Source organism: Rhizobium sp. BK251 (assembly GCF_004345245.1).
Classification (GTDB): domain Bacteria; phylum Pseudomonadota; class Alphaproteobacteria; order Rhizobiales; family Rhizobiaceae; genus Rhizobium.
On record NZ_SLUQ01000001.1, the window covers coordinates 753796 to 779451 of the forward strand.

Consider the following 25656-nt stretch of genomic DNA (forward strand, 5'->3'; position numbering starts at 1 on the left):
GGCGGACGGTAATGTCTCCCACATGAAGATTCTGATCATCGAAGACGACCTGGAGGCCGCTGCCTACCTGACCAAGGCTTTTCGCGAGGCCGGGATCGTGGCGGACCACGCGAGCGACGGTGAGAGCGGTCTCTTCATGGGCAGCGAAAACAGCTACGACGTGATCGTCATCGACCGGATGCTGCCGCGCCGCGACGGACTTTCGGTCATCAGCGAGCTGCGCCGCAAGGGCATCCATACGCCGGTTCTCATCCTCTCGGCACTCGGGCAGGTGGACGACCGCGTGACCGGGCTTCGTGCCGGCGGCGACGACTATCTCCCGAAACCCTATGCTTTCAGCGAATTGTTGGCCCGAGTGGAAGTGCTTGGCCGCCGCAAGGGCACGCCCGACCAGGACGTGGTCTATCGCGTTGGGGACCTGGAGCTCGACCGGTTGGCACATGAGGTGCGCAGGGGCGGCAAGGAAATTCCCCTGCAGCCGCGAGAATTCCGGTTGCTCGAATATCTCATGAAGAATGCGGGCCAGGTGGTGACGCGCACCATGCTGCTCGAAAACGTATGGGACTACCATTTCGATCCGCAGACCAACGTGATCGACGTGCATGTCTCGCGCCTGCGCTCCAAGATCGAGAAGGATTTTAGCCAGCCGCTGCTGAAGACCATTCGCGGTGCGGGCTACATGATCAAGGACGACGGATGAGCCGCTTTCTGGTTCTCTTCAAGTCGACTGCAGTCCGCCTTTCCGCCCTTTACATCCTGTTGTTCGCCCTTTGCGCCGCGACGCTCGTCTTCTACGTGACGTCGATGTCAGAGCGCCTGTTGACCGACCAGATCCGCGATGCGGTCCAGCAGGAAGTTGACCAGGTGAAGCGTGCCTATGACGCGGGCGGCATCAACCTCTTGCTGCGCACCATGGAGCGTCGCGCGCGCCAGCCCGGTGCGAACCTTTACGTCATTGCCGGCCCGACTGGCGAAATACTTGCCGGCAACGTCGCTTCCGTCCAGCCCGGCGTGTTCGAGGAAGACGGCTGGACATCCCTTCCGTTCAGCTACGATCGCTACACCGACAGCGGACCCGAGCGGCGGCATCTGGCAATTGCCAATATCTTCAGGCTGGACAACGGATTGCGCATCCTGATCGGTCGCGACCTGGGCGAGCCGGAGCGCTTCCGCGTTCTCGTGCGCCAGGCGCTGATGATCGCATTGGCCATCATGGGCCTCGGCGCAATCGTCATCTGGTTCGGCATCGGCCGCAATGCGCTGAAGCGCATCGACCGCATGTCGGCCGCGAGCAAGAAGATCATGGCGGGCGATCTCTCGCAGCGCCTTCCCGTCGGCGGATCCGGTGACGAATTCGACCGCATGTCCGTTTCGCTGAATAACATGCTGGAGCGCATAGAAAAGCTGAACGAGGGGTTGCGGCAGGTTTCCGACAACATCGCCCATGACCTGAAGACGCCGCTGACCCGCCTTAGGAACAAGGCCACCGACGCGCTCGACAGCCCGGACGCGGAGGCACGCCGGCTCGGTCTCGAAGGCATTATCGGCGAGTCCGACCAGCTGATCCGCACCTTCAACGCGCTGCTGATGATCTCGCGCGTCGAGGCAGGTTCCGTTGCCGCCGAGATGTCGCCTGTCGATCTCTCTGCAATCGTCGCGGACAGTGTCGAACTCTACGAGCCCGTGGCCGAGGAGGCCGGGCTGACGATGAGCGGCGACATCGAGCCTGGCATCGAGGTGCAGGGAAACCGTGAACTTATCGGGCAGGCGATCTTCAACCTCATCGACAATGCCATCAAGTATTCCTCCGGTGCGCCGCATGCGAAGGACGTGGTCCTCAAGCTCCATCGGCGCGACGACGGCATCTGCCTCTCCGTTTCGGACCAGGGACCGGGCGTTCCGGCCGACAAGCGCGAGGAAGTGATCAAGCGCTTCTATCGGCTGGACGAAAGCCGCTCCAAGCCCGGAACCGGTCTAGGCCTTTCGCTCGTGGAGGCCGTAATGGAACTGCACGGCGGTCAGCTGGAACTCTCCGATACCGACGCAAAGGACGGTTGCCCGCCCGGTCTCACCGTCAGCATGGTCTTCCCCGCCCAGAAAAAGTGAGGGCGGTGACCGCGCAAGCCACAGCCGTCCCGACCGGATGGTCGCTTGAAAAATCCCCCTCCGTAAACGATTCCATTTCACGCCGAAGCGCCCTAGTTTAAGCCCGTCCGAGGCTTGCGATTCTTGCGCGGGATCGGCGCAATTCTGTTTCGGTCGGGGAGGACCGTATGACGTCGAATTTCGACCAGAGCCTGAGAGATGTGGCGCCGGGCCTTCTCCGTCCGCTCAACCAGGCCGAGTTGAAGTCTGCTCTCGCCGATCTGAAGGAAATTGCCAGCGACCAACCGCCGGTCGCCGAGATGCTGGCGGGCGACGGCCCGCTCAAGGAATTCATCACGGCGGCCCTGACGCTCTCCCCCTATCTGCGGGAACTGGCGATGGTCGATCGGACACTCGTGACGACAGCGATTTCCAAGCCGATCGGGCAGGAGGTGGAGAGGATCATCCAGGAGGCCAGGTTTGCCTGGAGGGGAGATGACGGAGCGCCATCGGAGCTCGAAGTCATGAGCCGCCTTCGCGTCGCAAAGCGCCGGATTGCTTTCCTCGTCGCGCTGGCCGATCTCGCCCGCATCTTCGACGCGCGCACGACGACGCGGTGCTTGAGCGCGTTCGCGCAGGCGGCGGTCTCCGCGGCGATCGATCATCTTCTCGCCTCCTCGCACGAGAGCGGCAAGCTGCAGCTGCGCAATCCCGCTGCGCCGAGCGAAGGCTCCGGCCTCATCGTACTGGGCATGGGCAAGCTCGGCGCCGAGGAGCTGAACTATTCCTCCGACATCGATCTGGTCATCTTCTTCGACCCGGAGGCGGGCATCGTCCCCGATCCCAGCGATGCAATCGACATCTTCCCCCGGCTGATGCGGCGGCTGGTACGCATCCTTCAGGAGCGCACGGCCGACGGCTATGTCTTCCGTGCGGATCTGCGCCTGCGCCCGGACCCCGGTTCCACCCCGCTCGCCATCCCTGTTGACGCTGCCATGATCTACTATGAGGGCAGGGGACAGAACTGGGAGCGCGCAGCATTCATCAAGGCACGCGCGGTCGCGGGTGACCTTGAGGCAGGTGCGGCCTTCATACGCGACCTCGTGCCATTCGTATTCCGCAAATACCTCGACTATGCGGCGATCGCGGATATCCACTCGATCAAGCGGCAGATCCACGCGCACAAGGGCCATGGCGCAATCGCAGTCAAGGGTCACAACGTAAAGCTCGGCCGCGGCGGCATCCGCGAGATCGAATTCTTCGTCCAGACGCAGCAGTTGATCGCCGGCGGACGAACGCCGGCGCTGCGCTGCCGCGGGACGGAGGCGGCACTCAACGAGCTGACGAAGGCAAAATGGATCGATGAGGCGATTCGCGACGAGCTGGTGGAGGCCTACTGGTTCCTGCGCGATGTCGAGCACCGCATCCAGATGGTGCGCGACGAGCAGACGCACCTGCTTCCGGAGAGCGACGCGGACATGAAGCGGATCGCCTTCATGCTCGGCTACGAAGACACGACGAGTTTTTCCGCGGCGCTGGTATCCGTCCTCAAGACCGTCGAGAAACGCTATGCGCGGCTGTTCGAACAGGAGGCGAGGCTTTCGACGGAAACGGGAAACCTTGTCTTCACCGGTCAGGGCGACGACCCGGATACGCTGGAGACCCTGCGCAAACTGGGCTTCGAGCGTCCTTCCGACATCTCGCGCGTCATCCGGACCTGGCACTACGGCCGCTACAAGGCGACGCAATCGGTCGAGGCGCGAGAGCGGCTCACGGAGCTCGCGCCCCAGCTGCTGCGTGTCTTCGGCGAGAGCAAGAGGGCGGACGAGGCGCTGCTGCGCTTCGACCATTTCCTCTCCGGCCTTCCGTCCGGCATCCAGCTCTTCTCGCTGCTCGGCAACAATCAGGCGCTGCTCTTCCTGATCGTCAACATCATGTCATCGGCGCCGCGGCTCGCCGACATCATTGCCGCCAAGCCCCACGTCTTCGACGGGATGCTCGATCCCAGCCTGATGGCGCAATTGCCGACACGCGACTATCTCGCCGAGCGCATCACGGCCTTCCTGGCGGCGGCACGGCATTACGAGGAGGTGCTGGACCGGCTCCGGATTTTCGCATCCGAACAGAAATTTCTCATCGGCATTCGCCTGTTGACCGGCGCGATCAGCGGGGCGATGGCCGCCCGCGCTTTCACTTATCTGGCCGATCTCGTCATCGAGGCGGCGTTGGACGCGGTCATGAAGGAGATGAAGGCGAACCACGGCGACTTCCCGGGCGGGCGCATCGCAGTCGCAGGCATGGGCAAGCTCGGCAGCTTCGAGCTGACGGCGGGCTCGGACGTCGACCTCATCCTTCTGTACGACTATGACGGCAATGCCGGCGAGTCCGACGGTGCAAAGCCGCTCGATGCGACGCGCTACTTCACGCGCGTGACCCAGCGGCTGATATCGGCCCTGTCGGCGCCGACGGCCGAGGGCGTGCTCTACGAGGTGGACATGCGCCTGCGTCCATCCGGCAACAAGGGGCCGGTTGCGACGCGTATCAATTCATTCGCAAAATACCAACGCGAGGAGGCCTGGACGTGGGAGCACATGGCACTCAGTCGCTCCCGGCTCCTCTGCGGCGATGCCGGGTTGATCACCGAGGCGGAGCAGATCATCGCATCTGTTCTCTCGGCAAAGCGCAATGTCGCGAAGATCACCAGCGATGTCTCAGAAATGCGGGCGCTTATCGAGCGCGAGAAGCCACCGGCCGACATATGGGATCTCAAGCTGATCCCGGGCGGGCTGATCGACATCGAATTCATCGCCCAGTATCTCGCGCTGATCGCGCCCGCCGAGGGCGTGCACGAAGCGCCGCGCGGGCTCAACACCGGCGAGACACTGAAATGCCTCGGCGAGAAGCTTATCTACCTGCCTGATCTCGATATCTGCCTTGAGGCGCTGGCACTTTACACGGAGCTTTCCCAGCTCATCCGTCTCTGCATAGACGGCAAGTTCGACCCGAAGGAAGCGCCTTCCGGGCTGATCGAGCTTGTCTGCAGGGCCGGCGACTGCCCCGACATCAAGACGCTAGAGTCAGAAGTGAAGCGGCTTTCCAAGGCTGTGCGCAAGGTCTTCCTGACCGTCGTGGATGCCTGAAGGGCGTTAGCGCCTATTCGGGATGAGGAGTGACACGACGGTTCCGACGCCCTCACGCGAGCGGATGTTCATCCTGCCGCCATGGAGCAGGGTCAGCGAGCGGGAGATGGCGAGGCCAAGGCCGGAGCCTCCCTTGCTCTTGGCATACTGGCTCTGCACCTGCTCGAAGGGCTGGCCGATCTTTCCGAGCGCGGCCTTCGGGATGCCGATGCCGGTATCGGCGATCGTGAGGACGACGCCGTGCCTGACCTGGCGTGCGCGAACGGCGATATGGCCGCCTTCATCCGTGAACTTCACGGCGTTGGAGAGAAGGTTGAGCAGAATCTGCTTCATTGCACGCCTGTCGGCGAGAAGGCTGATGCCGTCGTTTACGCGCTGCTCGACGACGATATCCTTCTGGGCGGCCGTGACCGCCGTGAACCGGAGGCTCTCCTCGATCAGAGGGGCCAGATCGATCTTCTCGCAGGTGAGCTTCATGTGGCCCGCCTCGATCTTCGACATGTCGAGGATGTCGTTGATGACGTTCAGCAGGTGCTTGCCGCTGTCATGGATGTCTTTGGAGTATTCGTTGTATTTCGAGGATCCGAGCGGACCGAACATCTGGTCCTGCAGGATCTCGGAAAAGCCGAGGATGGCGTTCAGCGGCGTCCGCAGTTCGTGGGACATGTTGGCCAGGAATTCCGACTTGGCCCTGTTCGCGGCCTCGGCGCGTTCCTTTTCGGCGAGATAGTTCGAGTTCGCGGTCGAGAGCTCGGCCTTTTGCCGCTCGAGCGTCTGGCGCGAGGCGGAGAGATCGTTGATCGTTGCCATCAGGCGCCGCTCGGATTCGCGCAACCGCTCCTGGTGGCGCTTGAGCAGGCTAATGTCGGTACCGACAGAGACCATGCCGCCGTCGCGCGTACGCCGCTCGTTGATCTGCAGCCAGCGCTCATCGGCAAGCTGCACCTCGGTCGTGCGCGAATAGCCCGAGCCGCCCACGTCGGCGACGCGCCGTTCGATGACCGGGCGGGCGGCGGCGGCGTTGACGACGCTGCGCTCCGTGCCGGGCACCAGCACCCGGTCTGGCAGGCCGTAAGCCTGCTGGAAGTGGGCGTTGCACATGACCAGACGGTCATTCTTGTCCCACAGCACGAAGGCTTCCGACGTGCACTCGATGGCGTCTGCAAGGCGCTGGTCGGCTTCGGCGTAGCGCTGCGCGAGGCGGCGCTGCTCGGTAACGTCCATGGCGATGCCGATCATGTGCAGGCGGCCAGAATTGGCGCGGATGACCTGCGCGCGTGCCCGCATCCAGACATAGTGGCCCGCTGCATGGCGCATGCGGAAAACCTGGTCGACCTGGCCGGCATTGCCCCTTGCAACCGCCCGCGCGAGCTGGTGCAGGCCGCCATCGTCCGGATGGATCAGGCGGGCTGCATCGGCAAAGGTCAGCGTCTTGTCGGCGGCCGGCAGTCCGAGCATGCTGTACATTGACCGTGACCAGAAGAATTCCCGGCTTGAGAAATCGAAATCCCAGAGCCCGCAGCGACCACGCGACAGAGCCGTTTCAACGCGAAGGTTGGATTCAAGGAAGATCTCGTCGGCGCTGCGCGCCCGATTAACCTGCGTGTAGTAGGCATAGAGGATGACGAGAAGGATCGAGGATATCCCGGCAAAGAGCGTGACGTTCAGCGTCAGCTCGTCGCGCCACAGCGCATCGATCTGTCTCTGAGACGTTGCTGTTACGATGAAGCTGCCCTTGCCGCCAACCAGCGAGATCTCCGCGTAAGCGGCCTCGCCGTCGATCGTCGTCTCGATGACGCCCTGCTGGTCACCGAAGCGGCGGATCGCCGAGACCTCGGGGAAAAAGTCGGAGATATTCTGGCCGACAAAGGTAAAGCCTGCTGCGGAGGCGCCGAAGACCCTGCCGCTCGGCTGGACCAGCAGCACGAAGGCTTCGGAATCGAGCCGGTCCTGCGGCAGGTAAGTGGCGATGCGTTGTTCGGCTGCGGCACGATTGCCTGTATCGAGGATTGTCGGGTCGCCGGCAAAGGCTGCGGAAGCCGCTGCAGCCGCAAGTGCCGTGGCATGCCGCGCCGAAGCCGACATGCGGCTGTGTTCCATCAGCATCCCGAAGACATGCGCGGCGGCCACGACAAAGAGAAATGCGACGATCAGGACGGGAATGACGCGCTTGAGGATCGCCTCCACCCTCGGAAAGTGCCGGGATACCAATTCGGCCCGTATGCCCGAATTGTCCGAAAAGCTTTCGTGCCAGGCCCTGAGCCCGCCAAAATCGACACGCAGCCGTCCACCGGCCGCAGTTGCCTGCCGCACGTTCGCCATCTGATATTGTCCCTCGTGTGATTCGCTACGCCGCTCGCCCGAATCTGCCTTAATGAATCAAAGGTGATTCGCGTTGTCCAGAGGGTCGGGAAAACTTTGTTAACTAATTGTGAGTCCTGATTTTTCGCGCGACTCATGTCAAGGGTGCCAGCATTAGCCGCGCCGCTGGCCCCACCTATTGAGGAAGGTTGGGATCGCGAAGCACCCCGACCAGTGCCTTTCCATCGGTGAAATACGGATCGCCGCCACCGTTGCGACCGTCCTTGGTCGCTCCGATGCCCGGGATTTCATATGTCGACGAGAGCTGTCCGGCCTTGAGGAGATCGCCGATCATGAGATCCCGTTCCGCGTCTACATCCGGCCCGATGTGATGCGTGATCTGGCCGGTGTCGTGGCTCAGGCCCACGCCGCGGTCAAAGCTCGCCGAGCCAAGCCAGAGCGGGCGCCCGTCCTTGCCCGTCCTATCGGTCAGCCAGAACCGCACGTGGTTCCGCTCATCCGCGCTTCTGCCAACGGCCTTTTCGAATGCCAGATCCTGTTTGCGGCCTTCAAAGAACAGCGGGCTCACCGGCGCATCGAGATCCGGTCGGTCGAGCACGACGCTCAATCCGATTTCCGCCGATGTGCGCAATGTAATCTTGTCGGCAGGGTCCCATCGGGCGGCCGCAAATGCCCGGATGACCTGTTCCTTCGAACCGACAAGACCGACATTGATAGGATCGCCGGGAATGTCCTGCGCGGTCGTCGTTACCATCTTGAGCTCGGAGACCCGGCTGGAGTCATGAAGGATCCAGATCTCGGGGACAAGGAAATAGGCAACAGCCAGATAGGCTACCAGCAGCGCGATCACGCCGCTTATCGCCATACGTGTTTTCGTGCGATGTCGCATCCCCGTCCGCGCAGCTCCTCCCCAAGAACTCCCCTGACCATATATCACAACCGCGGTTGGACGTTTAGTTCTCAGGAAAGAACGTTCAACCGCGATTTTCTGTTGGCCGCATCCGCTGCGGAAGGGCCGAAATCAGCCCTTCAGAACACGCTCCACGATATCGCGCACATCCGTCGAAAGGCCGTTGGCCCGTTCGATCTCCATGAGCGCGGAGCGCGCGTGATCCGCGCGGACAGGCTCCAGCGACCGCCAGGAGCGCATCGCCGTAAGGAGGCGGGCGGCTAGCTGCGGGTTGCGTGGGTCGATATCCAGGATCTCCTTGGCGAGGAGGCGATAACCCGCACCATCGGCACGGTTGAAGCCCGTGGAGTTGGTGAAGGCGAAGGTACCGACCAGGGCGCGCACGCGGTTTGGATTGCTCCGCTTAAACGAGGGGTTCTCCATGAGCTTCAGCACGCGGTCGAGGGTCGCCGCACCTGGCGTGCCGGCCTGGATTGCAAACCATTTGTCGATCACAAGGGCATTGTCCGCAAAACGATCACGGAAGGCGTCGAGCGCATAGGCGGCCTCTGCCGAATCGGGGAAGCGATGTGCAAGAATCGACAATGCATGCCCGAGGTCGGTCATGTTCGTCGCGTTATCGAAGGCGGCTTTCGCGCGTCCCGGTGCGTTGTCGGCGTAAGAGAGGAAGGTAAGCGCGGCATTGCGCAGCGCGCGCCGGCCTGCGTCCGCCGCAGCGGGGCGGAACTCGCCGGGCGTCGCCATGGCCTTGTGCAGCGTTTCGAAGACATCCATGCCGGCGGCTGCGATCAGCGACAGCACGGCCTGTCTTCCGGCGTGGATGGCGTCCGGATCGTTGTTGCTGCCGAGTTCGCGGGCGATGTCGGCCTCGCCCGGCAGTGCAAGCGCCTGGGTGCGGAAAGCCGGCTCCAGGCTGTCATCCTGCGCGGCAGCGAGAAGAGCATCGATGAAAGTCGCATCGCAGGTGACCTGCTTTTCGACGCGGGCATCGCGCGCCGCCTGGAGAAGGTTCGGCAGGGCAAGGTCGGTCAGCGCCTGCCACCGCGCGAAGTTGTCGGTCTCGTGGTGCGCGATGAGAGCAAGGTCGGCCTCGCTCTGATCGAACTGCAGGTTGATGGGAGCCGAAAAGCTGCGATTGATGGAAACGACGGGGCGCGACGAGATTCCATGGAAGACGGCTGTCTGGCTGCGGCCGATCAGATGAAGGACATCGCCCGTTATCTCGGCACCGGTGACCGTCTTGGTGGCGAACTGCGAGCCGTTGTGGCCGAGCAGCGCGATCCTCAGCGGGATGTGCAGCGGCTCCTTGGTCGGCTGGCCGGGCGTGGCCGGCACCATCTGTTCAAGCGAGAGGCTGAAGGTGGATGCGGCCGCGTCATAGGACCCCGAGGCGGTAACGAGCGGCGTGCCGGCCTGGTGATACCAGAGGGAGAACTGCGTGAGATCGCGGCCGCTCGCATCCTCGAAGCACTTGACGAAATCCTCGATCGTGACCGCCTGGCCGTCATGGCGATCAAAATAGATGTCCATGCCTTTCCGGAAGGTCTGCGCACCGACGAGCGTCGCGATCATGCGCGTCACCTCGGCGCCCTTCTCATAGACGGTGCGGGTGTAGAAGTTGTTGATTTCACGATATTTTGTCGGGCGAACCGGATGAGCGAGCGGGCCGCCGTCCTCGGGGAACTGCTCCGATTTCAGGTGCCGGACATCGGCGATGCGCTGTACCGCGCGTGAACGCTGGTCGGAGGAGAATTCCTGGTCGCGATAGACCGTCAGGCCTTCCTTGAGGCAGAGCTGGAACCAGTCCCGGCAGGTTATGCGATTGCCGGTCCAGTTGTGGAAGTATTCATGCGCGATGATCGCCTCGATATTGGCGTAGTCGGCATCGGTGGCCGTCTCGGGATCGGCAAGCACGTACTTGTCGTTGAAGATGTTGAGGCCCTTGTTCTCCATCGCCCCCATGTTGAAGTCCGACACTGCGACGATCATGAAGATGTCGAGATCGTATTCGCGGCCGAAGACCTCCTCGTCCCACTTCATCGAGCGCTTCAGCGCGTCCATGGCATAGGTCGCGCGCGGCTCCTTGCCGTGCTCGACATAGATCTTGAGAGCTACCTCGCGGCCGGACATGGTCGTGAACGTGTCTTCCACGACGCCGAGATCGCCGGCAACGAGCGCAAAGAGATAGCTCGGTTTCGGGTGCGGATCGAACCAGGCGGCGAAATGCTTGCCTTCGCCATAGCCGGCACCGCCCAGGAAGTTGCCGTTGGAAAGCAGCAGCGGATTGGCAGCCTTGTCGGCGATGATGTTGACCGTGTAGGGCGCAAGCACGTCCGGTCGATCGGGGAAATAGGTGATGCGGCGGAAGCCCTCGGCCTCGCATTGGGTGCAGTAGACGCCGCCGGTGCGGTAGAGCCCCATCAACTGCGTATTGGCTTCGGGATTGATGATCGTCGTTATCGTCAGTTCGAACGGAGCGGCAGCGGGCAGGTCGCGCACCGTAAGGCTGTCGGCCGTTGCCGTATACTGTTCGGCCGGCATCTCGACCTGATCCAGCAACAGGCCTGCGAGGCTCAGTTCGTCGCCATCGAGGACCAGCGAGGCCTTGAGATCAGACCCCTCGCGCCTGTGGAAGATCAGGCGGGCCTCCACTTTCGTTGCCGTAGGATCCAGCTCGAAGGTCAGGTCCACCCTTTCCAGAACGAAGTCGGTGGGGCGGTAATCTGCCAGATTGACGACCTGGCCTTGGTCTGTTCGCATGGTGTTTCCTGATGAGGCGCTGTGAGGCTGTTCTGCGTGGACGGTACAGACGCGGCATCCCTGCGGGGACGCCATCTGCGGAGAATGTGCTGCGGCATAGTTGCATCAAATTCTGAACCAACGTTAAAGCATTTTTGTGTTCCGGAAGGAAGCATTTGCCACGGTGAACGAGTCACTTAGATCGTCCTCACCCGTGCAAAAACCGCGCGGGCGGATGGGCCGTCGCGCGGCGACGCTGGCATTGGAGGAGACCTTCGAGGCTGCTACTTGAGGTTAAGCGCGGCCCTTATGGCCGTTTCGTTTTCCGTTTGCTGGACTACGACGCCATACCAGCCGAGCCCGTCATAGTCCTCGTAGCCCAGAGTCTTGGCGAACGCGACGATCGAGCCGTTGTTGTCGTAGTAGCTGCCCCGCATCTGGTGGTTGGGATTGCTGAGCGCGAACTGGGTGAAGAGCAGGGCGGGATTGCTGGCCGCGATCACGCGGCTCTTCCCGTCGAGCAGCATGATGGTGGTCTTTTCCGCGATTTGCGGAGGCAGGTTGGCTTCTTTGTCGACGATTGCCTGACCCTGGTTTTGCCAGTCGAAATAGACGCCGAGCGTGCCCAGAAGCTTGCCGTCGAGCTTGCCTCCCTCGCGAATGCCGGTGGCGTAGACGAGCACGTTGCGATCGTTGTGAAACGGGCTCGGCTTGACTTCGTCGACGATGTACTCGTCGCCCGACGAGCAGCCAGCGGCCGACTTAAACCACGAGTCCATGGAAAGAGAAGCGCCGGCAAGCTTCCGCTGGAATTGCGGATTTGCCGAGGCGATCACGCGGCCCGAGAGGTCCGTCACGACGAGATCCAGGTAGACCGTATAGAAGCGGTTGATGACGCCAAGCCTTTCGGCGGCAAATGCGATGCGCGCAGGCTGCGGATCCTGCAACGCTTCCCACAGCGCCGTGTCGGTCGCCCACCAGCGCACGTCGGCGGTGCGTTCGAAGAGATTGCGAACGATGAGCTGGACGAGCGTCTGGGCGAGGTCGCTGAGACGCACGCCCTCCATTTCGGAAACCAGCGATTCGGCCATCGACCGGCTGAGCCCGATGCGGCCGAGCACGTTGTCCTGGAACCTGCCGGCGATGTCGCTTGCGATCTGCGCAAGCCGTTGCACCTCGTTTGCGACGACCGCAAAGCCCTTGCCGGTTTCACCGGCGCGAGCCGCCTCGATCAGCGCGTTGATGGCCAGAAGCTTGATCTGCTTGACGATATGCGTGTTGTCGGCGCTGAAACGCTCAAGATCAGTGCCGATGCCGTCGGTGATCACCCGCATGGACCGCGGCGTTGCCGCCGGCATTGATTGGTTCTGGTTCTGGTTCTCGGCTCTAATCGAAGACATCAAGTTCATCCTGAAAATGATACGGCTGGCCAGCGGCGCGCCGGAGTGTCCGCCAACGCCGCGATCTGCCTCTGAAAATATGAATGAGCCTACTAATTCATGGTTTTAAAAGCGTTAACCCACGAATGAAGAACAATAGAACTTGCGATCTATATTTCGCAGTACTGCAGCAGCCGGAGCGTGCATCATGATGGCGCTGTAAAACCGGAGCGACATTCGTCAAGTTTTGGTGATTTCGACAAGGAAATACATAAAATTGCGGCCGAAACGCAAAACTTTGTGGCCATTTGGCCGCAAATCTGCACCTTTTCGAGAAATGCCTGCCGAAGGACGCGTTTTCTTTGCCACGTGCGTCATGGTCCGGTTAGGATGAGACATCGCCCTTGCCACTTCGAGTCGACAGGGCAGCCCAACATCCCTCCCTCTGCGCATGCGCAGCAAGAGTCTCATCGAATGGACGTGCTACTACAAAACCCGATGCGGGGCATTGTGCTCAAGGTCTTGTCGGTGTGCGTCTTTCTGGTCATGCAGACCTGCATCAAGCTTGCCGGAACCGAGATGGCGCCCGGCCAGGTCACCTTCTACCGTTCCGCCTTCGCCATCATTCCGATCATGGCGTTCCTCGCTTACCGCAGGCAGCTTCGCGGCGCCTTCTACACGAAGAACCCGCTTGGCCACCTGAAGCGCGGGACGCTCGGCATCATTTCCATGGGGCTCGGTTTCTACGGACTCGTGCACCTGCCCCTGCCGGAGGCCATCGCCATCGGCTATGCGACGCCCCTGATGGCTGTCATGTGCGCCGCGATCTTCCTTGGCGAGAAGGTGCGCGTCTACCGCTGGTCGGCGGTCTTCGTGGGAATGATCGGCGTCGTGATTATCACGTGGCCGAAGCTGACGCTGTTTCGCGAAGGCGGCCTCGGATCGGAGCAGGCGCTTGGCGCCGCCACCGTCCTCCTTTCCTCGGTCCTCGCGGCCTTGGCGATGATCCAGGTCAGGCGCCTAGTGGAGGAGGAGAAGACCGCGACGATCGTCCTCTACTTTTCCCTGACCGCTTCGCTGTTCTCGCTGGTGACGCTTCCCTTCGGCTGGAACGAGTTGCCCCCGCGGTCCCTTATCCTCCTCGTGCTTGCAGGCTTCTGCGGCGGCGTTGCCCAGATCCTGCTGACGGAGAGCTACAGGCACGCCGACGTCTCGACGATCGCGCCTTTCGAATACACGTCGATCCTGCTTGGAACCATTGTCGCGTTCGTGCTTTTTGGGGATGTTCCGACGGTGTCGATGCTGATCGGCACCGCGATCGTGGTGGCGGCAGGCATATTCATCATCTATCGCGAGCACCAACTGGGGCTCGCGCGCCAGGCCGCAAGGAAGGCTAGTCCCCCGCCGGGTTAGCACGCCATCGCCTCGAGCGAGCCGGCATCCCGGCCGCGGTGGAAATGCCGCAATGCAAGAAACTCATTGGTGAGTTCTTGTGGTTTCGGAGTGTCAAAAAATGTGGTGAAAGCAAAGTGATCAAGTCTCACTTCTATCACGCCACATCTGTCAGAATTGCCTCGCCGCCAAGAGCTGATACTCTGTCGGCTCTCATGTCGAATGCTGGCTCGTGTACGCTTTCGGGAGGCCGCAATTGACATTTTCCGCGGAGCAACTTGCCCGCCATCCGGATTTTATAGAGAGCTTGCGTCAGCTTGCTCTCGAGTTACGTGGCGTTTTTGATGCCGGGCCGCGCCTGGCTCGCCTGCTCGCTTCGCACCAGCGCTGGCTGATGACGCAGACCGCCTACGCCCTTCATCTCGATTATGATCCGTCGGACCCGTCCTCGGGCCTGACGGTTGCGCGGCTGACCGATGCGATCACTAGCCATCGTATCGCCAGCCGCAATACGGTACTGAGCTTTCTCGACGAACTGCTGACCTACCGCTTCATCACGATACGCTCTGGCGACATGAGGCGGCGACCCCGCCGCTTCGAGGCGGCGCAGGTCAGTCACGCCGCGATGTTCAAATGGCTTGGCGCAAACCTTTCCGCGCTCGATCTTCTCGACGGCGGTGGCCGCGCTGCGACGCTCGCGGCAAATCCCGGCATCATGCCATTGGCCCAGCCCCGGATTGCCCGCAACTGCCTCGAGAGCGCAGAATGGCGCGATCCGCCGGCGCATGTGGGCCTGTTCATGTGGACGGAGGCGGGCGGTATGGTGGTGGACGAGCTTGTGGCGAAGCTCGACCTGTCGAACAAAGATGAAGGCCGCATCGAAAGCGGGCCGGTAAACGTCCGCAGGATGGCGAACGAGTTGCTGATCTCGCGAACTCACCTGCAGCGGCTGTTTGCCAAGGCAGTCGACAGCGGCTGCCTGAGCTGGCGAGAGGGCAGCAAGCGAACGTACGTCTCGCTCTCTGCCGATTTCCTTCGAGATTATTGCCGGTGGCAGGCAGTGAAATTCGCGCTCGTCGACGAGGCCTTTCATTGGGCCAAGGCGGAACTGCAACGGGAATATGGCTAAGCGGTGCTGCCGGGCGGAAGAGGGCGGGCCCGAAAGAAAAAGCGCCGGGGAAGTGCCCGGCGCTGATCTTCATGAAAAGGTCTTCTGAAAACTCAAAAGAAAAGCGGGCAAGATCTGCCCGCTTGAAATTCTAAAGTGGAACGCCTGATGTTGCAGGATCGCAGGCCGGCGGCGAGCGATCTATCCTCGCATTGACTGCGCGGTCGAATTCTTCGGCCGCCCTTACCGCGCAAGCGACATGGCTGGCAGCCTCGAAGAATGACAGAAGCGGTTTAAATCTGGAGGGCATTTGCGCGAATTCCGACAGATGCAAGAAATTCCCCCAAGCATGGCCCGGCTGCGTTTCTGTTGCAATGCACAAAGTCGAAAGGCTGCCATGCGCCTCGCGCTCTGAGCGAGGTCGCGCAGCCGGATCGGTCAGTAAGTGCGAAAATCGGCGAAGATGTCGGCCGGGCGCGCCTTGCGGGTGGAGACACCCGTGCCACGAGCGATCATCTGCTCGTTCGCTGCAAATCCGCGACGATAGTAGCCCTGTGACATGCGGATCGGGTCGTTCGCGAGGCGAAGAGTTTCAAATCCGCAATGGATAGGACGAAAGGGGGCGTTCATAGCCTTGGTTCCTGTTACAAATTCCTCCCAAGACATGTCTTATATTGCAGTGCAGCACTGATTCTACAATGGGTCGCACCGCTACGCTGCCATGCGAGGGGCGCATGGCTTATTTCACATATATTTAACATTGAACAATTATTGTGCAGAGTTGTCTGCTTCAGCCCGCAGCTTGAAGGTGAGCAGATCGCTCCATGCCAGGCGCTTGTTGATCGGCGCTGTGAGCAGTTCCTGGGGGTGAAGGCTCGCGAGCGCCGGGATGTTGCGGCCAGCGACCGGCAAATCTCTCCATTGGCCTCTATGGCCGTGAATAGCGTCCGTCCCGCCGAAGAAGAAGCGCGCGGTGAAATTCCCGAGAAGAAGGATCAGCCGCGGTTCGGCAAGCATGATCTGCCGCTCGATAAAGGGGCGGCAAATATCCGCCTCTGCCGGCGAAGGCATGCGGTTTCCCGGTGGGCGCCAAGGTATGACGTTGGTCAGCAGGATACGCGAACGCTCAAGTCCGATCGAGGCCAGCATCCTGTCGAGCATCTGCCCCGCCCGCCCGGAAAAAGCCGCGCCTTCGCGGTCGTCGTCTGCGCTTGGCATCGGCCCCACGATCAGGATGCCGGACGCGGCGTCGCCGCTTGCAAATATCGTCGAGCGCGCGCTGCTTTTCAGATTGCATCCGTTGAAAGCTTCAAGGGCGGTCTTCAGTTCGGCAAGCGAACGGGCGCTGTCGGCCGCGAAACGGGCCTGCTCGACAGCCTGATCGTCGGGGATAGTCAGTGCTCGCGGGGCTTGCCGTTCCACGGCCGGGGCGGCCGGCTGCTGCGGACGCCGGGCGGCAGGTGTGGATAGCGATGCCCCGGCAGTCGGCTCAGCCTGGGCAGAAGGAGCGCGCCGGGCCGCCTTCATCTTCTCGAATTCGGCGAAGCGGTCGACCGCCTCCTCCTCGAGCAGCCACTCGACGCCGGCGTCTGCATGGAAGTGCAGGAGGGCGGCAAGCTCTGCGGGGGAGAGGTCCTTGGCGGCGATCATGTCGAGACTTTATCGAATGGCACGGGCGGGGGGAAGGGCGTGAGACGAGCCTTGCAGTCGCCGCGCCGCAATCATTTCACGCCGTCCACTGTGCTATGTCGTCGCGCTCCCCGATCAGCGCGAGGCCGTGGGCGATCGAGAGGAGTTCGCCGCCGCTTTCGATACGGCTCGACTCGAAACGCCTCGTGAAGATGCGACGCACCGCGGGTACGAACGACGTGCCGCCTGTCAGGAATATCTTGTCGATTTCACCCGGGGCAGTCCCGGTCGATGTCAGGATCTCGTCGAGCGCGCCTTCGATGCGCGCGAGGTCGTCGGCTATCCAGCTTTCGAAATCGGCGCGACGAACCGTTCGCCGGCCTGCTGCTCCGAGCGGCGGAAAGTTGAACTCTGCCTCCTCGCTGGAAGATAGTGCCATCTTCGTCGCCGAAATCGCCTGATAGAGTGGATAGCCTTCGTCGTGATCGACGAGGTCCACGAATTTCTCAAGCTTGTCCGGGTCCAGGCTGGTCCGCACCAGCTTTTTCAGTTCGGTGAATTCGCGCGAGGTCTTGAAGATCGAGAGCTGGTTCCAGCGGCCAAAGCTCGCGTAATAGCTCGAAGGCACTTCCAGCACTTTGTCGAAGCTCTTGAAATAGCTGCCCTTGCCGATCTGAGGCGCCACGATGTTGTCGATCATGCGGTAGTCGAAATGATCACCGGCAACGCCAACACCTGAATGGCCGATCGGTGTGGCGGTGAGCTTGCCGGCACTGGTCTCGAAACGGATGAGGGAATAGTCGGTCGTGCCGCCGCCGAAGTCGGCAACGAGTACGGTCGCATCGGACTTCAGCGTCTGGGCGAAATAGAAGGCGGCGGCCACCGGCTCGTAGACATAGTGTATCTCCGCAAAGCCGAGGCGGGAGAGTGCCGCATTGTAGCGCTCGGTCGCGAGTGCAGGATCGGGGTTGGCTCCGGCGAAATGCACGGGGCGGCCGGCGACGATCCGGCGTGTCTCGGACGGCCAGGCTTCACCCGCGTAGGTCCGCAGCCGCCGCACGAAGATCTCCATCAGATCTTCAAAATTGTGGCGCTTTGCAAAGATCAGCGTTCCCTGAAAGAGGGCGCTCGCCGCAAAGGTCTTGATGGATTGGAGGAAACGGCAGTCACCGGGATTGTCGATGAACTGGCGGATCGCGGCCTGGCCGGCCTCCACCTTCAGCGCCGAGGCGCCGAGGACCGGATCCTTCATGAAGGAGAGCGCGGTGCGCATCGTGTCGGTCACGCCGGCACTGCTGGTGAAAGACATGGAATGCGTGGCGGCGCCGCCGTCGGCCAACGCCAGAACAGTATTCGTCGTGCCAAAATCAAGCCCGAGCGCCCGTGCCATGCCGTGCTCCTTTGAATACACTGAAGGTAGTTGAACCGCGGGGCGCTGCGCCCCCAAACGCGAAAAGGCGCTCAACCGCGCGCGCCCCGAGTTTTTTGAGAGCGCGCGTGATGGCACAGGGCCGGCGGAATGGCAACCCCGCAGCCCTTAGTTTTCGGCCGGTTGCGGCATCTGTGCCGCCATGTCGAGCAGCCAGTTGCGGAACATCTGCATGGCAGGGGTGATCGAGCGGGATTTGAGCCGCGTCAGCCAATAGCTTCCCTTGGAAATATGGATCGGGAAGGGTTGGACAAGTGCGCCGGCCGCAAGCTGGCGGGAGAACATCAGCGGAGGGGCAAGCGCGATGCCGGCGCCCTGCAGCGCGGCCTCGACCATCAATACGGAGGAATCGAAGACGAGGCCGCGGATCGGTGGCGGAAGAACGCCCGCGGTCTCGAACCATCTCGGCCATTCGTCGGCGCGATAGGAGCGCAGAAGCGTCTGGTGGGCAACGTCGCCCAAGGACTTGAGCTGCCGCGCGATTGAGGGAATGCAGAGCACGGAGAGAGGCGCTTCGAACAGCGCGTCTGCCTCGATGTCGTGCCACGCGCCATTGCCGAACTTGATCGTATAGTCGAGCCCCTCGGCGGCGATGTCGACGCGATTGTTGTTCGTGGAAAGCCTGAGGTCCACGAACGGATGTCTTTCTTGAAAGTCCTGAAGCCGCGGCAGGAGCCAGCCGACCGCGAGCGTGCCGACGGCCCCGAGCTTCAGGACCTCGCGCACATGACCGCCCTCGAAGCGCTCCAGCATGTCCGCCATGCGGTCGAAGGCCTCCTGAAGCGATGGCAGGAGAGCGAGCCCCTCTTCGGTGATCATCAGTCCACGCGGCAGGCGGCGGAATAGGGTTACGCCGAGCCGCTGCTCGAGGAGCTTCACCTGATGGCTGACGGCAGCCTGCGTAACGCAGAGTTCGATCGCCGCACACGTGAAGGAGAGGTGTCGTGCAGCGGCCTCGAAGGCGCGCAATGCATTCAGTGGCAAATAAGGTCGAACCATTGATATGGCCTAGTTTAATTTATGCCTGACCGCAGATATCATCGTTTGATTGGGGCTGACAAGCCGACCTAGAAAAGCCACGTCGAACCATTCGGAGGACATCGATGGCTTTCAAAAATCCCTTTATTTTAGCCTTTTCTCTAGCAATATCAGCTTTCCTCGTTGACAGCGCGCCGCTCAGCGCAGCCGAGCCGATCCGCTGCACCGTCATCATCGACGAGGATACCGGCGAGACGCTCTACCGCCAGGGCAGCTGTGACCAGGCCTTCTACCCTCAATCGACCTTCAAGCTGCCTTTGGCCATGATGGGCTTTGACGCCGGCGTCCTTGTCGACGCCGAGAACCCGCGCTGGAAGTACCAGGCAAAGTTCAAGGGGCCGGAGAGGGTGCGCAAGGACACCGATCCGCTCATCTGGGAAAAGGACTCCATCGTCTGGTATTCGCAGGAGCTTACCCGCAAGCTCGGCAAGCGCGTCTTTGCCGACTACGTCCAGCGCTTCGGCTATGGCAACCGCGATGTTTCCGGTGGCCCGGGCAACACGGACGGGCTTACTGAATCCTGGCTGATGTCCTCGCTCAAGATATCGCCGGATGAGCAGGTCAGGTTCATCCGACGCTTCCTGACGGGCGGCCTGCCGATTTCCGACCATGCGGCCGACATGACGCTAGCGATCATTCCGCATTTCGAGGCGTGCGATGGCTGGAACATCCAGGGCAAGACCGGCGCAGGCTGGCTGCGCGACAAGGCGGGCAAGACGGACTACGACCGGCCTCTCGGCTGGTTCGTCGGCTGGGCGACGAAGGGCGAGCACCGCGTCATCTTCGCGAGGCTGCTGGTCGATACAAAGCGCTATCCCGACGACCCGATCAGCTACGTGGTGCGCGACTCCCTGATCGACGACTTCCCGAAACTGGCCGAAGGGTTCTGATCGTCCCATTCGTGGCCTTGGGCGACCTCCCTGCGGAGGTCGCTCATCGGGATTGCTGCCGCATCCTATTCGGCGGCGATCGCAGTCGGGATATCCTCCTCCTGCTTCGCCTTCCGCTTGGCGAGCAGGCGATGCAGGAAGCGGCCGAGGCGATCCATCTCCACGAAGATGACGGGTGTGATGAAGAGCGTCAGTGCCTGCGAGACGATAAGGCCGCCGACGACAGCCACGCCGAGCGGCTGGCGAAGCTCAGAGCTTGCCCCCGTGCCAAGCGCGATCGGCAGGGCGCCGAGCAGGGCGCAGAAGGTCGTCATCATGATCGGCCGGAAACGCCTCACGCAGGCCTCATGGATTGCTGCAGAAGCACTCGTACTCGTCGTGCGCATTGTATCGACTGCCACGTCGATCATCATGATCGCGTTCTTCTTCACGATGCCGATCAGCATCAGCAGGCCGATGAGAGCGATGATCGAAAGGTCGAAACCGAAGAGCTTGAGTGCCAGCAGTGCCCCGAACGCCGCCGCCGGCAGGCCCGAGAGGATGGTCAACGGATGGATGAAGCTCTCATAGAGGACGCCGAGGACCACATAGATCGTCAAGACCGCAGCAAGGATGAGCATCCCTTCATTGCCCTGCGACTGCTGGAAGATCGCGGCCGTGCCGCCATAGGAGGTGAAGACATCGTTCGGCATCTGCAGTTGCGACTTGATGCCGTCGATCGCCGCAGTCGCGTCGCCGAGCGCGACACCCGACGGCAGGTTGAACGAGATCGTCGTCGAAACGAGCTGGCCCGTCTGGTTGATCGTAACCGGCGCCGTCCTGCGCTCCACCTGGGCGAAGTTCGACAGCGGCACAAGGCTGCCATTGCTTGAAAGGACGCGCACGTCTTTCAGCATCTGGTCGTTCCAGGGCTTGGTGTTGTCGAACTCTGTGATGACGTCGTAGCTGTCGCCGGTCGACTGGATCTGCGCGGCGGTGTAGCCGCCAAAGGCCATCTCCAGCGTCTTGCGCAGCTCGTCGTCGGTAATGCCGTAGTTCGCGGCCTTTTCCGGATCGACCTTGATGTTCGCTTCGATTGCCGCGTTCTGCGCGTCGGAGGTCACGTCGGTGAAGTGCTGCCGGTCGCCGCGCATCGCGTCTTCGATCTTGCCGGCCCACTCGTTCGTACGGGCCGCATCGAGCGCCTGCACGACGAGCTGATACTGGCTTGCCGTGTTTCGGCCACCGAAGCGCAGGCTTTGCTGCGGTGTAATAAATGTCTTGATGCCGGCGATCTTCGCGAGGCTCTGTCGCAATTGGCGCAGGGTCTGGGCAAGCGGCGGCCGGGCGTCACGATCCTTGAGCTCTACCCATATCGTACCGTTGTTGAGGGGGCTGCGGCCATTGCTGCCGATGATCGAGGTCACGTGGTTGACGGCGGGATTGGCCCTGACCGCAGTTGCTACCTGGGTCTGCAGGTCGCGCATCGCTGAATAGGAGATGTCCTCGCGCGCCTGGGTGGAGATCGTCAATCGGCCGATATCCTCGGTCGGGAAGAAGCTGGAAGGCAACGTCTCGAAAAGATAGATGGATGACCCGACCGAGGCGAAGAAGAGCGCCAGGATGGTGAAGCGATGCCGCAGACACCACCCGACGGCGCGGTCATATCCTGTCAGCGTCCGGCTAAAGCCGGCGTCGAACACGCGCACCATCAGCCCGGGATTGTTCGTGGCGCCGGATAGCCGTGAACCGAGCATCGGCGTGACGGTCAGCGAGACGATCGCCGACGCCACGATGGCAAGCGTGACGACCATTCCGAACTCGTTGAACAGGCGCCCGACGACGCCGCCCATGAGCAGGATGGGAATGAAGACGGCAACCAGCGAGACCGACATTGAGACGATGGTGTAGCTGACCTCCGAGGCACCCTTGATGGCAGCCTCCCGTACCGGCATGCCGTGCTCGACATGCCGCATGATGTTTTCCAGCATCACGATCGCATCGTCGACCACGAGGCCCACGGAAAGCGTCAATCCGAGCAGCGAGATGTTGTCGATACTGTAGCCGAGCACATACATCGCGCCGAAGGTGGTGATCAGCGAGAGCGGCACGGCAAGGCCGGGAATGACGGTCGCGGCAAGCTGGCCGGTGAAGAGATAGATGACGAGTACGACAAGGCCGATCGTCAGCATCAGCGTGAATTTCACGTCGGCAATCGAATCGCGGATCGCGGTCGAGGAATCGTTCATCACGTTGATGGAGACGGACGGCGGCAGCTCCGCCGAAAGCGCTGGCAGCTTGGCGTTGATCGCGTCGACCACGTCCACCGTGTTTGCATCGGGCTGGCGCTGCACGGCCAGGATGATCGCCTGCTTGTCGTCGTACCAGCTTCCGGCGTCGAGGTTTTCAACGCTGTCCTGGACTTCGGCAACGTCGCCGAGATGGATCGGTGCTCCGTTCGGCGAGGCGATGACCAGCGATTTGAACTGGTCTGCATTGGTGCGCTGGGTGTCGGCGTTGATCGTCAGCCGCTGGCTGCTGTTTTCGAGCGAACCGACCGGTGTCTGGCTGTTGGCGTTCGCGATCGCATCGGTCACGTTGTCGACGCCGAGATTGCGGGCCTGCAGCTTGGATGGGTCGACCTCGACGCGGACGGCATAGGTCTGCGCACCGAAGACCGAAACCTCCGCCACGCCGGGCAGGGTGGAAAGCGAAGGCGAAAGAATATCTTCGGCGATTTCATCGATCTTGCTGCGCGGCAGCGTATCGCTTCTGACCGCAAGGAGCAGGATTGGCGCATCCGCCGGGTTCGACTTGCGATAGCTCGGCGGCGTCGTCATGTTGTCCGGCAACTGGCGTGTCGCATGCGAAATCGCCGCCTGGACGTCGGCCGCCGCCGCATCGATGTCGCGATTGAGGTCGAACTGAAGAACGATGTTCGTGTTGCCCAGCGAATTCGTCGCGCTGATTTCGCTGATTCCGGGGATCGTCTCGAACTGCTTGATCAGCGGCGTGGAGACTGACGTCGCCATCGTCTGGGGCGAAGCACCCGTCAGTGCGGCGGAGACGTTGATGGTCGGAAAGTCGACCTGTGGCAGGGCGGCGACGGGGACGTAGCGGTAACCTGCCAGCCCCGCAAGGACGGCACCGATGGCAAGGAGGGTGGTGGCAACCGGGCGGCGGATACAGAACTGAGGAATCATTGCGCAACCCCCACCACGACGGGTTGGGGTGCTGCATCCGTGTTCGCCTGCTTGTCGGGGGATGCGTCGTTGAATTCCTCGGTAACGGTCTGCCCGTCGATCAGCTGGACCTGGCCCTCGACGACCACATGCGCGCCCTCGGCGAGCCCTTCCGTGATCGCGCTGTCGTCACCGTTGGAGCGGGACACCTTCACCGGTGTTACATGGACTTTCTTGTCGCCGCCGACAGTGTAGACGAAGGGGCTATCCGCGCCGGGGCTGATCGCGACCGTGGGTACGACGATATCCTTCCCGCTGCTTGCGAAATGGAGCGTGACATTGACCGACTGACCCGGCCAGAGGGCACCCGTCGGATTGTCGAACTTGGCTTTCGCGAGAATCGTGCCTGAAGCCGGATCGACCGTGTTGTCGAAGAAGCTCAACTGCCCCCGGATCGTGGGAGCCTGGGCGATATCGGGCACTGCATCGACAGCGACTGCACCCGCATCGAAACCCGTCTTCAGCTGGCCGAGATAGGCTTCCGGCAGGTGGAACTTCACATAGATCGGATTGTATTTCTCGATCGTGACGATTGCCGCTCCGGCGCTGACGAAGGCGCCGGGGCTGACGGCTATGTCGCCGAGCCGCCCATCGAACGGGGCGCGGATCTCGGTATGCTCGAGGACGACCTGGTCGGCCGCAAGGGCGGCCTTGTCACCATCGGCCGTCGCCGCGGCCGTATCCCTTGCCTCCTGGGCCTGATCGGCGGTCTGCTGCGTCCCGGCGTTGCGCTGGACGAGGTCCTCGGCGCGCTGCAGGGCGGTCTGCGCCTGCGCAAGCGTCGCCTGGTCGCGCACGAGCATCGCCTTGTCCTTGTCGACCGTGGCTTTTGCCGTTCGATCGTCCAACTTGGCGATGAGGTCTCCGGCCTTCACGGTGGCGCCGTCCGTCGCCGTGATGCTGATGACCAGACCCTGTTCCTGTGCGGCTATCGTCGTGTTGTCGTCCGCATCCGCCGCACCGGTCGCGGTGACATCCATGGCGAGCGGAGCGCGATTGGCCTCCACCGTCTTGACCATGACGGGGGCACCCCCGCCGCGCCGACGCTGGCCGCTATTTCCGTTGCCCTCTGTCTCGGCAGAGGCCTGTTTTACGAATTGTGAAACGAAAGGAAGGCGATCACGCAGCTCCCACGCTGCGACCGCGACGATGACGATGCTCGCCAGGATCCAAAATTTCTTCATATGAAAGACCGGTCAAACGGTTGCGCCCAAATTCACGCTTGATTGAACTGCCTCTATTGCGGCGCAAAAAAGACAGATTCCTGCCGGTGCATTCACTAAGGAGTTACAACGGGTTAAATCTTTGTAATGAAGTGCTTCAGAGCTCGCCTGAAGCGAGCAAAAACAACGCCTAGCGCCCCAGTAGCAGGGCACTGCGTCTGGTGACCGTCGAGCGAACCGAACTGCGGGTTGGCGCTTCTTACAGGGAGCGGGCAACCCCGCCGTCGCATCGAATCATCGAGCCCGTGATGAAGCTCGCAGGCGCGCTGCAGAGGAACGCGGCCGTTGCCGCGAATTCTTCGACGTTGCCATAGCGCCCTACAGGAATTCGCGCTCGCTTTTCTGCACGCACCTCTTCGAGACTTCGTCCGGTTCGCTTCGCGGTGGCGCCGTCGAGATCGTCGGTTCGGTCGGTGTGGATGGTGCCGGGCAGAAGCAGGTTCGAGGTGATCCCGCGCGCCGCGACTTCGGTCGCAAGCGTCTTCGACCATCCGGCAAGAGCGGCCCTTAGCGTGTTGGAAAGCGCGAGATTGGCGAGCGGCTCGACCACGCCGGAGGAGGCGACGGTCAATATGCGGCCCCAGCCTTGCTCCTTCATGCCCGGCAGCAGGGCATTCGTCAGCGATATAATGCTGAGCACCATCGACTGGAAGTAAGTCTCCAGCCTGACAGGCGTCATGTCCTCGCTGCCTCCGGGCGGCGGCCCACCGCTATTGTTGACGAGGATGTCGATGCCGCCGAGCTTCTCCTCGACCGCTGCCGTTGTCATTTCCACGAAGTTGTCTTCGGAAAGATCGGCCCAGATCCAATCCGCGCGTCCCTTTCCTTCGGCATTGATGGCCGCGCAGTTTGCCGCGAGCCGCTCACCGTTGCGCCCACAGAGGAGCACGTCGACGCCTTCACGGGCGAGAGCGACGGCTATCCCGTGTCCGAGACCGCGTGACGAAGCGAGAATGAGGGCGCGCTTGCCCTTGATGCCGAGATCCATGATGTACCCCTCGTATTCTTTTTCTTTGGCAGGCAGGTATGCCGCGATCCTTATATTGCCTCAGCCCACGATTTTGAAGAAGTGCAAAGCACCGATTTCATCGATGGGCAACAACCGGGGCCAATTGACTGGGGAGAAATGCGATGCGGTGCAAATTGGAGGA

Annotated in this window: 17 protein-coding genes; 6 read left to right on the forward strand and 11 right to left on the reverse strand. The window is 61.9% G+C overall.

Going from position 1 to position 25656, the window contains the following annotated elements; genetic code table 11:
- The first annotated feature begins 22 nt into the window (after positions 1-22).
- The 3 genes from EV286_RS03670 (at position 23) to EV286_RS03680 (ending at position 5225) form a co-directional block, all read left to right on the forward strand.
- Positions 23-700 (forward strand): response regulator transcription factor, encoded by a 678-nt coding sequence (locus EV286_RS03670; RefSeq protein ID WP_207909719.1) that lies wholly within the window; start codon positions 23-25, stop codon positions 698-700.
- On the forward strand, positions 697-2106 hold the full coding sequence (locus tag EV286_RS03675; RefSeq protein WP_132955632.1) for a HAMP domain-containing sensor histidine kinase: 1410 nt from the start codon (positions 697-699) through the stop codon (positions 2104-2106). The genes EV286_RS03670 and EV286_RS03675 overlap by 4 nt, the downstream gene beginning before the upstream one ends.
- A gap of 167 nt (positions 2107-2273) precedes the next feature.
- Positions 2274-5225 carry a bifunctional [glutamine synthetase] adenylyltransferase/[glutamine synthetase]-adenylyl-L-tyrosine phosphorylase gene (locus EV286_RS03680; protein WP_132955633.1) on the forward strand — a complete coding sequence of 984 codons (2952 nt, stop codon included), beginning with the start codon at positions 2274-2276 and terminating at the stop codon, positions 5223-5225.
- A 6-nt stretch (positions 5226-5231) separates the two neighbouring features.
- Here EV286_RS03680 and EV286_RS03685 read toward each other — a convergent pair whose 3' ends face one another.
- The 4 genes from EV286_RS03685 to EV286_RS32730 form a co-directional block, all read right to left on the reverse strand.
- Positions 5232-7547, reverse strand: coding sequence for a PAS domain-containing sensor histidine kinase (locus EV286_RS03685; RefSeq protein ID WP_132955634.1), 2316 nt, complete (start codon positions 7545-7547; stop codon positions 5232-5234).
- Positions 7548-7722: 175 nt separating this feature from the next.
- Positions 7723-8412 carry an LssY C-terminal domain-containing protein gene (locus EV286_RS03690; RefSeq protein ID WP_245500594.1) on the reverse strand — a complete coding sequence of 230 codons (690 nt, stop codon included), beginning with the start codon at positions 8410-8412 and terminating at the stop codon, positions 7723-7725.
- Between the two features lie 156 nt (positions 8413-8568).
- A complete protein-coding gene (gene pepN, locus EV286_RS03695) occupies positions 8569-11217 on the reverse strand; it encodes an aminopeptidase N (protein ID WP_132955636.1) in 2649 nt (882 codons plus the stop codon).
- A 263-nt stretch (positions 11218-11480) separates the two neighbouring features.
- Positions 11481-12596 (reverse strand): methyl-accepting chemotaxis protein, encoded by a 1116-nt coding sequence (locus EV286_RS32730; protein ID WP_132955637.1) that lies wholly within the window; start codon positions 12594-12596, stop codon positions 11481-11483.
- Between the two features lie 453 nt (positions 12597-13049).
- Here EV286_RS32730 and EV286_RS03705 point away from each other — a divergent pair, with 453 nt between their 5' ends.
- Entirely contained in the window at positions 13050-13988 is a 939-nt protein-coding gene (locus EV286_RS03705) for a DMT family transporter (protein ID WP_132955638.1), read from the forward strand.
- A 235-nt stretch (positions 13989-14223) separates the two neighbouring features.
- Complete coding sequence (locus EV286_RS03710) at positions 14224-15096, forward strand: hypothetical protein (RefSeq protein ID WP_132955639.1); 873 nt, start codon at positions 14224-14226, stop codon at positions 15094-15096.
- 417 nt (positions 15097-15513) lie between these two features.
- Here the strand turns inward: EV286_RS03710 and EV286_RS03715 are convergent, their stop codons facing one another.
- The 4 genes from EV286_RS03715 to EV286_RS03730 all read right to left on the reverse strand — a co-directional run bounded on the left by EV286_RS03715 (position 15514) and on the right by EV286_RS03730 (position 19132).
- Positions 15514-15705, reverse strand: a complete 192-nt coding sequence (locus EV286_RS03715; protein WP_132955640.1) for a hypothetical protein — start codon at positions 15703-15705, stop codon at positions 15514-15516.
- A 138-nt stretch (positions 15706-15843) separates the two neighbouring features.
- Positions 15844-16725: a uracil-DNA glycosylase gene (locus EV286_RS03720; RefSeq protein WP_132955641.1), complete on the reverse strand. Its 882-nt coding sequence runs from the start codon at positions 16723-16725 to the stop codon at positions 15844-15846.
- A gap of 76 nt (positions 16726-16801) precedes the next feature.
- Positions 16802-18094, reverse strand: a complete 1293-nt coding sequence (locus EV286_RS03725) for an Hsp70 family protein (RefSeq protein WP_132955642.1) — start codon at positions 18092-18094, stop codon at positions 16802-16804.
- Between the two features lie 147 nt (positions 18095-18241).
- Complete coding sequence (locus tag EV286_RS03730) at positions 18242-19132, reverse strand: LysR family transcriptional regulator (RefSeq protein WP_132955643.1); 891 nt, start codon at positions 19130-19132, stop codon at positions 18242-18244.
- Between the two features lie 104 nt (positions 19133-19236).
- Between EV286_RS03730 and blaOXA the strand changes: the two genes are divergently transcribed.
- Entirely contained in the window at positions 19237-20061 is an 825-nt protein-coding gene (gene blaOXA / locus EV286_RS03735; RefSeq protein ID WP_132955644.1) for a class D beta-lactamase, read from the forward strand.
- A gap of 65 nt (positions 20062-20126) precedes the next feature.
- Here blaOXA and EV286_RS03740 read toward each other — a convergent pair whose 3' ends face one another.
- The 3 genes from EV286_RS03740 to EV286_RS03750 form a co-directional block, all read right to left on the reverse strand.
- Entirely contained in the window at positions 20127-23243 is a 3117-nt protein-coding gene (locus tag EV286_RS03740) for an efflux RND transporter permease subunit (protein ID WP_132955645.1), read from the reverse strand.
- Positions 23240-24466, reverse strand: a complete 1227-nt coding sequence (locus tag EV286_RS03745) for an efflux RND transporter periplasmic adaptor subunit (protein ID WP_132955646.1) — start codon at positions 24464-24466, stop codon at positions 23240-23242. The genes EV286_RS03740 and EV286_RS03745 overlap by 4 nt, the downstream gene beginning before the upstream one ends.
- 238 nt (positions 24467-24704) lie before the next feature.
- Positions 24705-25493, reverse strand: a complete 789-nt coding sequence (locus EV286_RS03750; RefSeq protein ID WP_132955647.1) for an SDR family oxidoreductase — start codon at positions 25491-25493, stop codon at positions 24705-24707.
- Positions 25494-25656 lie beyond the last annotated feature (163 nt).